Source organism: Klenkia sp. AC732 (assembly GCF_979256525.1).
On record NZ_CEEDOS010000033.1, the window covers coordinates 23,287 to 37,418 of the forward strand.

13 protein-coding genes are annotated in these 14,132 nt (G+C 74.0%); 4 read left to right on the forward strand and 9 right to left on the reverse strand.

The features are described from left to right. Window positions 1–11: 11 nt before the first annotated feature. From AC0IVP_RS15595 to AC0IVP_RS15610, 4 genes are all read right to left on the reverse strand, one after another. Complete coding sequence (locus tag AC0IVP_RS15595) at window positions 12–413, reverse strand: DUF4247 domain-containing protein (RefSeq protein ID WP_056300972.1); 402 nt, start codon at window positions 411–413, stop codon at window positions 12–14. After that, window positions 410–919 carry a DUF2617 family protein gene (locus AC0IVP_RS15600; protein ID WP_056300975.1) on the reverse strand — a complete coding sequence of 170 codons (510 nt, stop codon included), beginning with the start codon at window positions 917–919 and terminating at the stop codon, window positions 410–412. The genes AC0IVP_RS15595 and AC0IVP_RS15600 overlap by 4 nt, the downstream gene beginning before the upstream one ends. Continuing rightward, window positions 916–1,512: a DUF4178 domain-containing protein gene (locus AC0IVP_RS15605; protein ID WP_056300978.1), complete on the reverse strand. Its 597-nt coding sequence runs from the start codon at window positions 1,510–1,512 to the stop codon at window positions 916–918. The genes AC0IVP_RS15600 and AC0IVP_RS15605 overlap by 4 nt, the downstream gene beginning before the upstream one ends. Window positions 1,513–1,603: 91 nt before the next feature. Next, the gene (locus AC0IVP_RS15610) at window positions 1,604–3,658 is read right to left on the reverse strand and encodes a S9 family peptidase (protein ID WP_056300981.1); all 2,055 of its coding nucleotides are present in this window, start codon (window positions 3,656–3,658) and stop codon (window positions 1,604–1,606) included. 62 nt (window positions 3,659–3,720) lie between these two features. On the opposite strand from AC0IVP_RS15610, the gene AC0IVP_RS15615 reads away from it, so the two are divergent. Then, entirely contained in the window at window positions 3,721–4,953 is a 1,233-nt protein-coding gene (locus AC0IVP_RS15615) for a metal-dependent hydrolase family protein (protein WP_471757681.1), read from the forward strand. 3 nt (window positions 4,954–4,956) lie between these two features. Here AC0IVP_RS15615 and AC0IVP_RS15620 read toward each other — a convergent pair whose 3' ends face one another. From AC0IVP_RS15620 to AC0IVP_RS15635, 4 genes are all read right to left on the reverse strand, one after another. Continuing rightward, on the reverse strand, window positions 4,957–6,039 hold the full coding sequence (locus tag AC0IVP_RS15620; protein ID WP_056301246.1) for a TerC family protein: 1,083 nt from the start codon (window positions 6,037–6,039) through the stop codon (window positions 4,957–4,959). Between the two features lie 130 nt (window positions 6,040–6,169). Then, a complete protein-coding gene (locus AC0IVP_RS15625) occupies window positions 6,170–7,306 on the reverse strand; it encodes a TerC family protein (RefSeq protein WP_471757683.1) in 1,137 nt (378 codons plus the stop codon). A 234-nt stretch (window positions 7,307–7,540) separates the two neighbouring features. Then, window positions 7,541–8,902: a HAMP domain-containing sensor histidine kinase gene (locus AC0IVP_RS15630; protein WP_471757685.1), complete on the reverse strand. Its 1,362-nt coding sequence runs from the start codon at window positions 8,900–8,902 to the stop codon at window positions 7,541–7,543. Next, complete coding sequence (locus AC0IVP_RS15635; protein WP_056300990.1) at window positions 8,899–9,576, reverse strand: response regulator transcription factor; 678 nt, start codon at window positions 9,574–9,576, stop codon at window positions 8,899–8,901. Before AC0IVP_RS15635 ends, AC0IVP_RS15630 begins: the two co-directional genes overlap by 4 nt. Before the next feature lie 147 nt (window positions 9,577–9,723). Here AC0IVP_RS15635 and AC0IVP_RS15640 point away from each other — a divergent pair, with 147 nt between their 5' ends. The 3 genes from AC0IVP_RS15640 to AC0IVP_RS15650 are packed head-to-tail and all read left to right on the forward strand — an operon-like array spanning window position 9,724 to window position 11,713. After that, the gene (locus tag AC0IVP_RS15640) at window positions 9,724–10,644 is read left to right on the forward strand and encodes a hypothetical protein (RefSeq protein WP_471757687.1); all 921 of its coding nucleotides are present in this window, start codon (window positions 9,724–9,726) and stop codon (window positions 10,642–10,644) included. Continuing rightward, the gene (locus AC0IVP_RS15645; RefSeq protein WP_471757689.1) at window positions 10,641–11,189 is read left to right on the forward strand and encodes a CvpA family protein; all 549 of its coding nucleotides are present in this window, start codon (window positions 10,641–10,643) and stop codon (window positions 11,187–11,189) included. Before AC0IVP_RS15640 ends, AC0IVP_RS15645 begins: the two co-directional genes overlap by 4 nt. Beyond that, a complete protein-coding gene (locus tag AC0IVP_RS15650; protein ID WP_471757691.1) occupies window positions 11,186–11,713 on the forward strand; it encodes a hypothetical protein in 528 nt (175 codons plus the stop codon). Before AC0IVP_RS15645 ends, AC0IVP_RS15650 begins: the two co-directional genes overlap by 4 nt. Window positions 11,714–11,734: 21 nt before the next feature. Here AC0IVP_RS15650 and uvrB read toward each other — a convergent pair whose 3' ends face one another. Beyond that, the gene (uvrB, locus tag AC0IVP_RS15655; RefSeq protein ID WP_056301008.1) at window positions 11,735–13,858 is read right to left on the reverse strand and encodes an excinuclease ABC subunit UvrB; all 2,124 of its coding nucleotides are present in this window, start codon (window positions 13,856–13,858) and stop codon (window positions 11,735–11,737) included. Window positions 13,859–14,132 lie beyond the last annotated feature (274 nt).

A 14,132-nucleotide genomic window follows, 5' to 3' on the forward strand; every position in this document is an offset into this window, starting at 1 on the left:
GGGGTGGGTGGTCACTTGCCGTCTCCCGGGCCGCCGTCGCCGCCGCCGGAGGCGGGGGAACCGGGCCGGAAGCCGCTGCCGAGGAACGCGTAGTAGCCGCTGCTGTAGCGGCCGTCGACGTCCTCGACACGGACGGTGCTGCCCGAGGAGGCGGCCGTGACGATGACGATGTCGTCGTCGTAGCGCAGGTACTCGGCACCGCCGTCGCTCTGCCGGGCGGCCGGCTCGGCCGCGGCGGCGATGTCGCCGGTGGTGGTGCCGACCGGGTCCGGGGAGCTGAAGGACTCGCCGTCGCCGTCGGAGCCGGTGGAGGTGTAGGTGTCCCGGATGAAGTCCGTGGGGCTGCCCTGGCCGCAGCCGGTCAGCAGCAGCAGGGCGGCGAGGACGGCGGGGACGAGGCGTCGGGCGGTCATGCCGGGCTCCAGTCGCTGTGGGTGGTGACGACGTCCCCGACGCCGGCCCCGGGGTACAGGTGCCAGGTGCGCCAGGTCCACCCGGTGGGGGTCTCGGCGCCGGTGACCGCGGTGAGCGCGGCGTCGTGGCCGGGGAAGGCGGCGCAGAGCCGGTCGGCGTGGCCGGTGGCCCAGGCGCGCAGCTCGTCGGCCCGCCGGTCCAGCTCGGCGGCGGGCACCTGCTCCACGGTGGCGGTGAACCGGTAGCCGGGGCGGTCGGCCCGGGCCGGCAGCGGGTCCCCGCCGGCACCGACGGCGTCGCAGGACACCTGCTCGGTCCGGGTCTGCCCCGCCGCGGTGGCCGTCACGACGTGCGAGGCGCCCAGGACCCCGAGCACCAGGACGCCGCCGTGCTCGCCGTGCAGCGTGGCCGAGGCCAGCGCCGGCGGGGCGGGGGCGTCGAGCACCAGCCCCAGGGCGGCCGCGGCCACGTCCCGGGTGGGGACGGCGAGGTCGAGCGCGGTCACGTGCCGGGCTGGGCGTGGTAGACGGTGAGCTCCGCGGTGGTGACGCGGCGCCCGGTGGAGACCTCCCAGGACTGGGTGGGCGCCCACTTCTCGAAGGCCAGCAGACCGGTCTTGTCCCGGCTGGCGTAGTCGGCGTACTCCATGGTGCCGGTGGGCGGTGTGCCCGTCGTCCCCTCGGAGCGGAACTGGGCCCGGCCGCGCTCGAGCTGCCGGTGCACGACGTCGTTGACGACGACCTCGCCGTCCGGGGTGAGGTCGGTGCCCTCGACGCGCTGCCAGAGCGTCAGCTCCAGATCGCCCTCGTCGTCCTCGACGGTCAGCCAGCGGCGGCCGGTCGAGCCGTCGAGCAGGTGCTCGTACCAGCTCATCCCGCCCTCGCTCAGGGTGATGGTGCCGCGCACCACGTGGTCGATGCCGGCGTAGGTGATCACGTCGGCGGGCCCGATCTTCAGGGGGTCCCACGTGTCGGGCTGGTCGGCCAGGGGGTCGACCCGGCCCGGGGTGGGGCGCCGGGTCTTCCGGTTGCGCAGGACGAGGTAGACGATCACCCCCGCCGCGACGAGCAGCAGGAGGACGAGCAGGGACTCGGTCACCGGGGGTGGCCTCCGGACCTCGGGGACGGGACGGCGACGACCGTAACGAACCCGCACGGAACCGTCTCGGTCACCACACGGGTGGGGGTGCTCAGCCCACCCGCGCGGCCTCCACGGCCAGCGGCTCCGCGGGGTCCGTCGGGGCCGCCGAGGCGGTCGCCCCGGCGGGCAGGGCCGCGGCGGAGGTGTTCGCCGAGGTGGGCAGCCAGCGCCCCCACCAGCGGAGCACGTGCTCGAGCCTGGCCAGCCGGTGCGCGGGGCGCCCGGAACGGGACAGCTCGTGCCCCTCCCCGGGGAAGAGCAGCAGCTCGCTGGGCACACCGCGCCGCTTGAGCTCGACGAAGAGCCGGGTGCCCTGCTCGAGCGGGCAGCGCCAGTCCTCCTCCGAGTGGACGACGAGGGTGGGCGTGGTGATCCGGTGCGCGCCGGCCATCGGCGACTGGGCGGCGATCCGCTCGGGGTCGGTGCCCACGTACTGGTCGGCGAAGAAGAACCCGATGTCGGAGGACCCGACGAAGCTGACCGGGTCGTTGAACCCGCGCTCGCTGACCGCGGCGGCGAAGCGCTGGGTGCGGCCGATGAGCAGCGTGGTCATGTACCCGCCGTAGGACCCGCCCATGACGCCGACCCGCGCGTCGTCCAGGTCGGGCTCCTGCAGGGCCTCGTCCAGGAACGCGACGACGTCGTCGGCGTCCAACTCGCCCATCCGCTCCTTGACCGCGCGCCCGTGCTCCTGGCCGTAGCCCGAGGAGCCACGCGGGTTGCACTGCAGGACGGCGTACCCCGCCTCGACGTAGGTCTGGGTCTCGTCGAACAGGGTCCAGCCGTACTGGCTGAAGGGCCCGCCGTGCACGGTGAGCAGCACCGGGTGCGGGCCGGGCCCGGGCGGGGTGGTGATCCAGCCGTGCACCGGGTAGCCGTCCGGCGCGGTCGCGGTCTTCTCCCGCATCCGGTGCAGCCGGCCGGTGGCCTGCAGCTGCGCCCCGAACGCGGTGAGCAGCCGCCGTCGCCCCGGGGTGACGGCGATCAGCTCCCCGGCGGACCGGTCGTGCGCCACGGTGCCGACGACGACGCCACCGCCCACCGCGATCCCGGTGGTCGTGTACGGCCCGTCGACCAGCGGCTCGGGGTCCGCGCCGTCCAGCGGCACCCGGACCAGCTCCACGGCCCCCTGCCGCTGCACGGCGACGAAGGCGGACCCGTCGGCGACGACGACCCGGCCGAAGTCGTGGCCCAGGTCGTGCCACTCGGGGTCCAGCAGCGGCTGGGGGTTGCCGCCGCCCGCGCTCACCCGGCACAGGGTCGTGTTGCGGCCCACGAAGTCCAGGCCCTCGGGACCCAGGTCGGGCTGGGCGGCGAGGTAGAGCAGCCGGCCCTCGGGGTCGGCCGGGTCGTAGGTGGGTGCCGAGCAGGCCGAGCGGCTCTCGGTGACCCGGCGCAGGTGGCTGCCGTCGGGCCGACAGGCGTAGACGTCGGTGACCAGGTCGCGGTCGGCGCGGGCGTGCCGGGCGGAGACGAAGACCAGCTCGGTGCCGGCCGGGTGCCAGGCGACGTCGGAGTCGTCGTGGTCCCCGGAGGTGACCTGGACCGGCTCGGGGGTCAGCAGCGCGTCGTCGTCGGACTCGCCGGGCAGGTCCAGCACGAAGACGTGCGCGCGGCGGTCGGTGGTGAAGCCCAGGTCGTCGGCCCGGTACTTCAGCGTGGTGATGAGCCGGGGCGGCTCGGCGGCGGCGTCGACGCCCTCGGCGGTGCCGTAGCGGCCTTCCTCGGGCACCCGGGCGGTGTAGGCCAGGCGGCGCGAGTCCGGGGCCCAGACCGGCGCGCCGGCGCCGAGCGGGTGGTCGGTGAGCCGGCGGGCCTCACCACCGCCGGTGGGGAGCAGGTGCAGTTGCGGGCGGCCACCGCTCTCGGCACCCAGGAAGGCCAGCCAGCGACCGTCCGGGGAGAAGACGGGGGCCGAGTCGCGGTGCCCGTGCGTCAGCGGCCGGGCCGCCGAGGACCCGTCGGTGGGCACGGCCCACAGCTGACTGCGGTACTCGTCGGTCTCCAGGTCCAGGCGGGTGACCGCCACGACCGCGGTCGCACCGTCCGGGGAGACGGTGGCGGTGCCGGGCGTGCGGAGCAGGGCGAGATCGGACGGCCGCATGACGGCAGACGCTAGCCCAGCCGTCGGGTCCTTAGCCGGGCTGAGGGTCCTAGGCTGCCCGCATGACGCGACGGGTGTTCACCGGTGGGCTGGTCCTCGACGGCACGGGCGCCCCGGCGGCGGCGGCCGACGTCGCCGTGCAGGACGGCCGGGTCGTCGACGTCGGCCCCGGTCTGGACGGCGAAGAGGCCGTCGACTGCACCGGTGCCACCGTCCTGCCGGGGCTCTTCGACTGCCACGTCCACGTGCTGATGAGCGGCGTGGACACCCTGCGCCAGCTGCAGACCCCCTACAGCCAGGTCTACTTCGAGGCGGTCCGGAACCTGCGCCGCACCCTGGCGCTGGGCATCACCTCCGTGCGGGACGCCGCCGGCGCCGACCTCGGCGTCGCCGAGGCGGTCCGCTCCGGGCTGGTCCGCGGCCCCCGCATGCAGATCTCGCTGGCCATGATCAGCCAGACCGGCGGGCACGCCGACGACTGGCACGTCTGCGGTGCCGAGACCCCGCTGCTGCCGGTCACCCCGGGGCGGCCCAGCGGCATCTGCGACGGCCCCGACGAGGTGCGCCGCACGGTGCGCGCCCTGGTCCGGGCCGGCGCCGACGTGCTGAAGGTGGCCACCAGCGGCGGCGTGCTCTCCCCCCGCGACGACCCGCGGCACGCGCACTTCCGGCCGGCCGAGCTCGCCGTCCTGGTCGAGGAGGCCACCGCGGCCGGACTGGCGGTGATGGCGCACGCCCAGGGCGCGGACGGGATCAAGAACGCCGTCCGCGCCGGGATCCGGTCCATCGAGCACGGCATCTTCCTCGACGACGAGGCGATCGCGCTGATGCTGGAGCACGGCACCTGGCTGGTGCCCACGCTGTCCGCGCCGCGGGCGGTGCTCGCGGCCGTCGCCGCCGGCGCCGCACTCCCCCGGGCCGTGGTGGACAAGGCGATCGCCGTCCAGGCGCAGCACGACGAGTCGGTCTCCCGGGCCCACGAGGCCGGCGTGCGCATCGCGATGGGCACCGACTCCGGCGTCGGCCCGCACGGGGAGAACCTCGGGGAGCTGCAGCTGATGGCCGACCGCGGCATGTCGGTGGAGGAGGTCTGGCACGCCACCACGCTCTCGGCGGCCCGGCTGCTGCGGGTGGACGGCGAGCTGGGCTCGCTGGAGCCGGGCAAGCGGGCCGACGTCGTGGTGCTCGAGGGGGACGCCGCCGACCTGTCCGGGCTGGCCGGACGGGTCCGCGAGGTGTGGGTGGACGGCGAGCAGGTGGCCCTCGGCGGCCGGGTCGCCGACCCGGCCGCCTGAGGCTCAGTCCTCCCTGCGGGCGCGGGTGGCGCGGTCCTCGGACTCGACGGCGGCGTCGGGCTCGCCGGGCTCGCCGGTGGGCTGCTCCTGCGGGTCCACCGCGGTGCCCTCGGCCGGGGTCAGCTGACCGCGGGTCTTGAGCAGGGAGGCCACGGTGGCGATGACCAGCACCCCGAGGATGACCGCCAGCGACAGCCAGATCGGGATCTCCGGGACCGACTCGATCGGCTCGCGGTCGCTGAGGAACGGGTACTGGTTCTCGTGCACGGCCTCCAGGATCAGCTTGACGCCGATGAAGGCCAGGATGACCGCCAGGCCGTAGGACAGGTACACCAGGCGCTTGAGCAGCCCACCCAGCAGGAAGTACAGCTGGCGCAGCCCCATGAGGGCGAAGACGTTGGCGGTGAAGACGATGAAGGACTCCTGGGTGAGCCCGAAGATGGCCGGGATCGAGTCCAGCGCGAAGAGCAGGTCCGTCGTCCCCAGGGCCAGGAAGACCACGATCATCGGGGTGAAGAGCTTCTTGCCGCCCTGGGAGACCCGGATCTTGTTGCCGTGGAAGTCCGCCGTCATCGGCAGGACCTTCTTCATCCGGCGGATGAGGGCGTTCTCCTCGTAGTCCTCGTCCTCGCCGTGACCGCGGACCAGGTTGATGGCTGTGTAGACCAGGAACGCGCCGAAGAGGAAGAAGACCCACACGAAGCGCTCGATCACCGCGGCGCCGAGCAGGATGAAGATGCCGCGCAGGACAAGCGCGATGATGATCCCGACCATCAGGACCTCTTGCTGCAGCTTCCTGGGCACCTTGAAGCGGGCCATGATGATCACGAAGACGAACAGGTTGTCCACCGACAGCGAGTACTCGGTGAGCCAGCCCGCGTAGAACTGCGTGGCGTACTCGCCGTTGGTGACCACCAGCAGCACCAGCCCGAACACCAGGGCCAGCGCGATGTAGAAGGTCACCCAGATGCTGGCCTCGCGCACCGAGGGCTCGTGCGGTCGCCGCGTGATGAGGGCCAGGTCGGCCAGCAGCAGGACCGTGAGTGCGATGAACGTGCCGACTTCGAACCAGACCGGGAGCTCCACGTCGCGCCACACTACGGGGCTCGCGGTGGATCACCTGGGCGCCACGGTGGTGTCTGCGACCACAACCCCCGGGACGCCGAGAGGCCCACCGGACGGTGTCCGGTGGGCCTCTCGTGCGTGGTGCGGGCGGTCAGTCCTCGCGGGAGGAGTCGACCGCCGCGGTGCGTCCGGTGACCGGTGCGTCGCCGCGGGCGCCCGCCGGGCTGCCGTCCCGGTCGCCGGGGCCCTGGGCGTGCAGGCCGTCGCGGCCGGCGCCCTTGTCCTCGAGACCGGTCGGGCTGGTGTGCCCGGCGGCCGCGTCCTTCTTGTTCTTGCGGAGGCTGAGGACCGTGGTCACGATCAGCGTCAGCAGGATGACCAGCAGGGACAGCCAGGTCGGGATCTCCGGGATGAGCGTGATGTGCTCACCGCCGTTGATGAAGGGCAGCTCGTTGGTGTGCAGGGCGTGGATGACCAGCTTGATGCCGATGAAGCCCAGGATCACGGCCAGGCCGTAGGCCAGGTACACCAGGCGGTCCAGCAGACCGTCGATGAGGAAGAACAGCTGACGCAGGCCCAGCAGCGAGAACGCGTTGGCCGCGAAGACCAGGTAGGTCTCCTGGGTCAGGCCGAAGATGGCCGGGATCGAGTCGACGGCGAAGATGATGTCGGCGGTGCCGATGGCGATCAGCGCGATCATCAGCGGGGTGATGTAGCGCTTCCCGTCGATCTTCGTCGTCATCTTGTCGGAGTGGTACTCCTCGGTCGTCGGCACGGCCTTGCGGACGAGCTTGAGGATCCCGTTCTCCTTGAACTCCTCCTCCTCGTCGTGGCCGCCACTGCGGGCCTGCACGACCGCGGTGTAGATGAGGATCGCGCCGAAGACGTAGAAGACCCAGCTGTAGTTCTCGATGGCCGCGGCGCCGATGAAGATGAACACGGTGCGCAGGACCAGCGCGAAGGCGATGCCGAACAGCAGCACCTTCTGCTGCAGTTCACGGGGCACGCCGAAGCTGGCCATGATCAGCACGAAGACGAACAGGTTGTCGACGGACAACGCCTTCTCGGTGACGTAACCGGCGAAGTACTCACCGCCGAACGTGCCGCCGGCGAAGACGAGCACGCCGAGGCCGAACAGGATGGCGATGCCGACGTAGACCGCCGACCAGGTCGCCGACTCCTTGAGCGAGGGGGCGTGCGGGGTGCGCACGTGGCCGACGAAGTCGAACACGATCATGGCGAGGATCGCGGCGACGGTCACGGCCCACACCCAGATGGGGACGTCCAACAGTGGTTCCTCCGGTGTCTCTGAACGGTTGCACCGGAGGTCTCTCCCACCGACCCGGGGGTCGGCCGACAGTGCCGGAGGTCGATGGCGACCTCGTGTTGACGACAACTGCCGCGGGGGATACTCCCCTCCACGCGAATCCGTTGTGCGCCACAGGGTGTGTTTGCAAACAGCAACCACCCGCAGCAGCGGACTCGGACACCCCAACGAGCGGTACCGCCCCGGGGTTCCCCGTCAGGCCGTGGGGAGCGTCACCCGGAAGTGCCCGCCCGACACGGCGTCCCGGCAGGTCACGTCGCCGCCGTGCGCCCGGGCGAGCGCCCGGGCGATCGGCAGCCCGAGCCCCGCTCCCCCGTCCCGGCCCCGCGCCGCGTCCAGCCGGACCAGCCGGTCGAAGACCCGCTCGCGCTGGTCGACCGGCACGCCGGGTCCGTCGTCGGTGACGTCGACGGACGCCGTGCCGTCTCGCTCGCCGACCGCCACCAGCACCCGGCCCGCCGGCCCCGCCGCCCGGACGGCGTTGCGCAGCAGGTTGTCCAGCACCTGCCCGACCCGGTCGGCGTCCACCACCGCGGTCGCCCCGCCCGTCACCGTCACCGCTCCCCCGACCCGGGCGGCGCTCGCCACGGCCAGGGTGCCCAGGTCGACCGGCCGGCGGTGCAGCTCCGGTGCCTGACCGCTGTCCAGCCGGGCGACGTCGAGCAGGTCGGCCACCAGCCGCCCGGAGCGGCGCAGCTCGCGGACGGCGCCGGCCAGCAGCTCCTCCCGTCGTCCCCGGTCGGGGTCGGTCCGCAGCACGGTCTCCACCGACGCCTGGACGGCGGCCAGCGGGGTGCGCAGCTCGTGCGCGGCGTCCCCGAGCAGGTCGCGCATGCCCGACTCGGCCCGCCGGGCCTGCCGCTCGGCGCCCTCCAGCTCGTCGAGCATGCCGTCGAAGGCGGCCGCGGTGCTGCCCAGCTCGGTGTGCGGGCGGTCCGGGCGCAGCCGGCGGCCGCGGTCGCCGTCGGTGATCTGCCGGGCCAGCGCCGTCATCCGGCCCAGCGGCCGCAGACCCACGCCGACGGTGACGCTGACCAGCGCGGCCGCCAGCAGCAGCACCACGGCCGCGGCCACCACGAGCACCCAGCGCAGCTGGGTCACCGCGTCGGTGATCGGGCCCTGGTCGGCCAGCAGGGTGATCCGGGCGCCGTCCGGGAGGTCGGTCTGCAGGACGTAGGCGTCCCCGGTGTCCACGACGGCACCCGGGTCCGGCAGCGGGCCGCCCGGGGCGGGCGGGCCGCCGCCGGGGCCGACGGGTGGGTCCGGCAGCTGACCGACCTGCCCACCGTCCGCGGTCTCCAGCAGCGCCTGGACGGTGTCGCCCTCGACGGCCCGGACCACCTCCTCGTCGGAGCGGCCCTGCTGCACGAGGGCGGCGGCGATCTCGGCCCGGTCCACCAGCCGGTCCCGCAGGTCCCCGCGCAGCTGGGCCCCCAGGGCGAGGTCCACGCTGAACCCCAGGACGACGAGCAGCAGCGTCATCAGGCCCAGCACCAGCACGCTCACCCGGCGGCGCAGGCTCGCGGTGTGCAGCGGCGCGGGCGCGGGGCCGGTCACGCCCGGACCGTGTAGCCCAGGCCCCGCACGGTGTGCACCAGACGGGGGCCGTGCACCTCGAGCTTGCGGCGCAGCGCGCTGACGTGCACCTCCACGAGGTTGGGGTCGTAGTCCTCGTACCCCCACACCTGGGTCAGGATCTGGGTCTTGCTGACGGTGCGGCCGCGGTTGCCGACCAGGTAGCCCAGCAGTCGCAGCTCGGTGGCGGTCAGCTCCAGGGCGGCGCCGGCCCGGGTGGCGGACCCGGCCGGCTCGTCGACGACCAGGTCGCCCACCTCGACGGCGCCGGGCCACCGGCCCCGGCGGTTCAGCACCGCCCGCACCCGGGCCACCAGCTCGGCCATCGCGAAGGGCTTGACCAGGTAGTCGTCGGCGCCGGCCCCGAACCCGGCCAGCCGGTCGGGCACGGCGTCCCGGGCCGTGAGGACGACGATGCCGGCGTCCCCGGCCCGGCGCACGTCCCCGGCCAGGGCGAGGCCGTCGCGGCCGGGGAGCATCACGTCCAGCACGACGAGGTCGGGTCGGAACCCGGTGAGGTCGGCGCCGAGCGTGCTGCCGTCGGCGCGGCCCTCCACGACGCAGCCCTCGTCGGACAGGGCCGTCACCACGCCGTCCCGGATGGCGCTCTCGTCCTCGACGACGAGGACACGGGGTCGGGCCTGCTTGTCTCGCACCTGCTGATGGTGCCCTGCCCAGCCTGAAGAGCAGCTGAAGACCGGGGCCACGGGCGGCTGCTTCAGGGTGGCTTCAGGACCGGCCCACACGGTGGGGACACGAGCCACACCGCAGACCGCGGTGGGCCGCCGTCCCCTGGAGGACCCGTGAACCGCTCCGCACTCCCCCGCTCCCGCCGCTGGACCGCTGCCGTCGTCGGTGGCTCGATCGCCGGCGCCGCCCTCCTGGGCGGTGGCGTCGCCCTGGCCGACGGGTCCGGCTCCGACGAGCCGGCGTCGGGCAGCGTCCCGGCGCCGGGCGACCGCGGGGACCGGCTCGTCGGCACCGTGACCGCGGTGTCCGAGGACTCGCTGACCCTCACCGACGACGCCGGCGCCAGCCACCAGGTGGCACTGACCGACGACACCCGCGTGGGTGGCCCGGGTGCCGGCGGCCCAGGTGCCGGCGGCCCGGGTGCTGACGGCCCGGCTGCTGACGGCCCGGCTGCTGGCGGCCCGGGTGCTGGCGGCCCGGGTGCTGGTCGTCCCGCTGACGCGGCTGACGGCGACGCACCGGCCGCGCCGGCCCCGGTCGGGGAGACCCCCACGGGTGACGCTCCCGAGCCCCCGCAGGCACCCGAGGCGCCGACCGGTGCCCCGGCGACGGACCCGCCCGCCGACGCCCCGGCCGCCGACGCCCCGGCCGCCGACGCCCCGGCCTCGGACGCCCCTGCCCCGGGCGCCCCTGCTGCTGGCGCCGACGTCCCCGCGGCCCCCGGGGCCGACGGTGAGGTCGCCGCGCCGCCCGCACCCGAGGGGTCGGGCACCGAGGACATCGCGGTCGGCGACCGGGTCGAGGTCCGGGTGTCCGACGGCGCCGCCACGGAGGTGCGCGAGGTCCGGGCGCACGTCGACGGCGTGGTGGTGTCGGTGGACGGCACCGACCTGACCGTCGTCACCACGCCCGGGCTGCGGGTCGAGGTGGACGCCGCCGCACTGGACGCCCTGCCCGCCGTCGGCGACGACGTGCACCTGAGCGGCACGGTCACCGACGGCAACACGGTCCTCGCCACCGACGGGGTGCGATGACCACCACGCTCTGGGTCGACCTCGTCCTGCTGCTCCTGCTGGTGGGCGGCGCGGCCGCCGGCTGGCGGCGCGGCGGGCTGCGGCTGGCCGGCTCGGTGGCCGGGCTGGTGGCCGGGCTGGTGGCCGGGCTGGGTGTCGGGCTCGCCCTGGTCCCGCAGCTCACCGGGCCGCCCACCGGGACGACCGGCTGGCTGGTCACCCTGCTGGCCGTGCTGGTGCTGGCCTTCCTCGGTGCCGGCGCCGGCCGCTGGGCGGGCGGTCTGCTGGCGCGGCTGGTGGCGCGGCTGCACCTGACGGTGCTGGACCGGGTGGCCGGCGCGGTCGGCGGGCTCCTGCTGGCCTTCGTCCTGGGGGGCGCCGGGCTGGTGGGGGCCGGGCTGGCGCCGCTCACCGGCGGGCCCGGTGCCACCGGCGACTGGCTGGCGACCGTCCGCAGCTCGCAGCTCGGCTCCGCGGCGACCGCGGCGGCCGACCAAGCGCTGCACCTGGTCGGGGTACAGGTGGCCGTGCTGGGCGGCGTCCGGCTGCCGGGCGGTGTCCGGTGACGGGTCGCGACCGGCAGCACGGCAGCACGGAGTCCCCGGCCGTGGACGCCGCGGGCCGGCCCCGGTTGCCGGGCGACCGCGTGGCCACCCACGTGGTCGGGCCGTGGGTCCTGGGCACCCGGGACGTGCGCGACGAGGCGGACCTGGCCGGAGCCCACCCGGGACCCGCGACCGGCCGCGGTGTCCCCCGGCGACTGCTCGTCCGCGTCGCGGTGGGAGCCGGCGCGCTGGTCGTGGTCGTCGCGCTCGCCGCGGCGGCGGGCAGCGCGATCACCCCGGGGGTCAGCACCACCGGTGCCCCGACGGTGGGCAGCCCCGCCACCTCGACGGGCGCCGAGGAGGCCACGGCCGGTGCCGGCGGCGGGACCACGGCCGTGCCCCCGGTCACCGACGAGGAGGCAGCACCTCCCCCGCCCGACGGCCCCGGCGCCGACAGCCCGGCAGGCGCGCCTGGCGTGCCTCCGGGCGTGGGCCCGCCGGGGCCGAGCGGCCCCGCCGGGACCGGCCCCGCCGGGCCGGGCTGAGGCGGGTGGCTCAGCCGGGGGTCAGGCGTGCGCCGCGTCGAACTGGCGCAGCTCCCGCTTGAGCTCGTTGAGCTCGTCACGGAGCCGGGCGGCGACCTCGAACTGCAGCTCCCGGGCGGCGGACAGCATCTGCTCGTTCATCGTGGTGATCATGTCGGCCAGGGCCGCACGGGGCAGGCCCTCCACGTCGATCGAGCCGGCCTTGGCCTTGCCCTTCGCCTTGGACGACAACCCGGGCACGGGTGCCTTGCCGCGGGACTGCTGCCGGCCGGAGCCGCCGAACTCCTCGGTGGCCTTCTCGGCGTCCTCGCTGGCCTTGTAGATGCCGTCGAGGATGTCCACGATCTTCTTCCGCAGCGGCTGCGGGTCGACGCCGTGCTCCAGGTTGTAGGCGACCTGCTTCTCCCGGCGCCGCGAGGTCTCGTCGATGGCCTGGGCCATCGACGGGGTGATCTTGTCGGCGTACATGTGCACCTGGCCCGACACGTTGCGTGCCGCGCGCCCGATCGTCTGGATCAGCGAGGTGCCCGACCGGAGGAAGCCCTCCTTGTCGGCGTCCAGGATCGCGACCAGTGACACCTCGGGCAGGTCCAGGCCCTCCCGCAGCAGGTTGATCCCGACCAGCACGTCGTACTCGCCCTGCCGCAGCTCCCGCAGCAGCTCGACCCGGCGCAGGGTGTCCACCTCGGAGTGCAGGTAGCGGACCTTGATGCCGAGCTCGAGCAGGTAGTCGGTGAGGTCCTCGCTCATCTTCTTGGTCAGCGTGGTGACCAGGATGCGCTCGTCCTTCTCGGTCCGGACGCGGATCTCGTGCACCAGGTCGTCGATCTGGCCCTTGGTCGGCTTGACCACGATCTCGGGGTCGACCAGGCCGGTGGGCCGGATGACCTGCTCGACGAACTCGCCCTGCGTGCGGCCCAGCTCGTACTTGCCCGGGGTCGCCGACAGGTAGACGGCCTGCCCGATCCGGTCGGTGAACTCCTCCCACTTCAGCGGGCGGTTGTCCATCGCCGACGGGAGCCGGAACCCGTGGTCGACCAGGGTGCGCTTGCGGCTCATGTCGCCCTCGAACATGCCGCCGATCTGCGGCACGGTCACGTGCGACTCGTCGATGACGAGCAGGAAGTCGTCCGGGAAGTAGTCGATGAGGCAGGCACCGGCCGAGCCGGGAGCCCGGCCGTCGATGTGCCGGGAGTAGTTCTCGATGCCCGAGCAGAAGCCGACCTGGCGCATCATCTCGATGTCGTAGGTGGTCCTCATCCGCAGCCGCTGGGACTCAAGCAGCTTGCCCTGCTTGTCCAGCTCCGCCAGGCGCCCCTCGAGCTCGGACTCGATGGCCCCGATCGCCCGCTCCATGCGCTCGGGCCCGGCGACGTAGTGGGTGGCCGGGAAGACGAAGAGCTCCTCGACCTCCCGCACGACCTCACCGGTCAACGGGTGCAGGTAGTAGAGCCGCTCGACCTCGTCACCGAACATCTCGATCCGGACCGCGAGCTCCTCGTACACCGGGAAGACCTCGATCGTGTCCCCCCGCACCCGGAAGGTGCCGCGGGTGAAGGCGAGGTCGTTGCGGGTGTACTGCTCGGTCACCAGGGTGCGCAGCAGCTCGTCGCGGTCCCGCTCCTGGCCCAGCGAGATCTTCAGCGCCCTGTCGACGTACTCCTGCGGCGTCCCCAGGCCGTAGATGCAGGACACCGTCGAGACCACGATGACGTCGCGGCGGGTGAGCAGGCTCTGGGTGGTCGAGTGCCGCAGCCGCTCCACCTCCTCGTTGATCGAGGAGTCCTTCTCGATGTAGGTGTCCGTCTGCGGGACGTAGGCCTCGGGCTGGTAGTAGTCGTAGTAGGAGACGAAGTACTCGACCGCGTTGTTGGGCAGCAGTTCCTTGAACTCGTTGGCCAGCTGGGCGGCCAGCGTCTTGTTCGGGGCCATCACCAGGGTGGGCCGCTGCACCTGCTCGATCAGCCAGGCCGTCGTCGCCGACTTGCCGGTGCCGGTGGCACCGAGCAGCACGGTGTCCTTCTGGCCGGCCCGCACCGCCGTCGCCAGCTCGGCGATCGCCGTCGGCTGGTCGCCCGAGGGCTGGAACTCGCTGATGACCTCGAAGGTGCCGGTGGTCGGCCGGAGACTCGTCTGCGCGCTCACGCCCCGAAGGTACGACGGGGGTACGACAGAAACCGGGTGAGCGGGTCACGACCTGTGGCGCGTGACGCGCGGGACGTAATGACACTCGTGTGATTCACCCCCTTGTGACGGGGCGTTCCGGCACCTAACGTGACTGGCGCAGGACAGCGGGAGACCACGCGCTGGACCGGACGGCCTGGGGAGACCCGGGTACCGCGGTCCGCCGGAGGGACCCCGGTACCACCCGGGAGCCCCCGGGCACGGCCGGTCCCCGTCCTGCGAGAGACGCGACGGG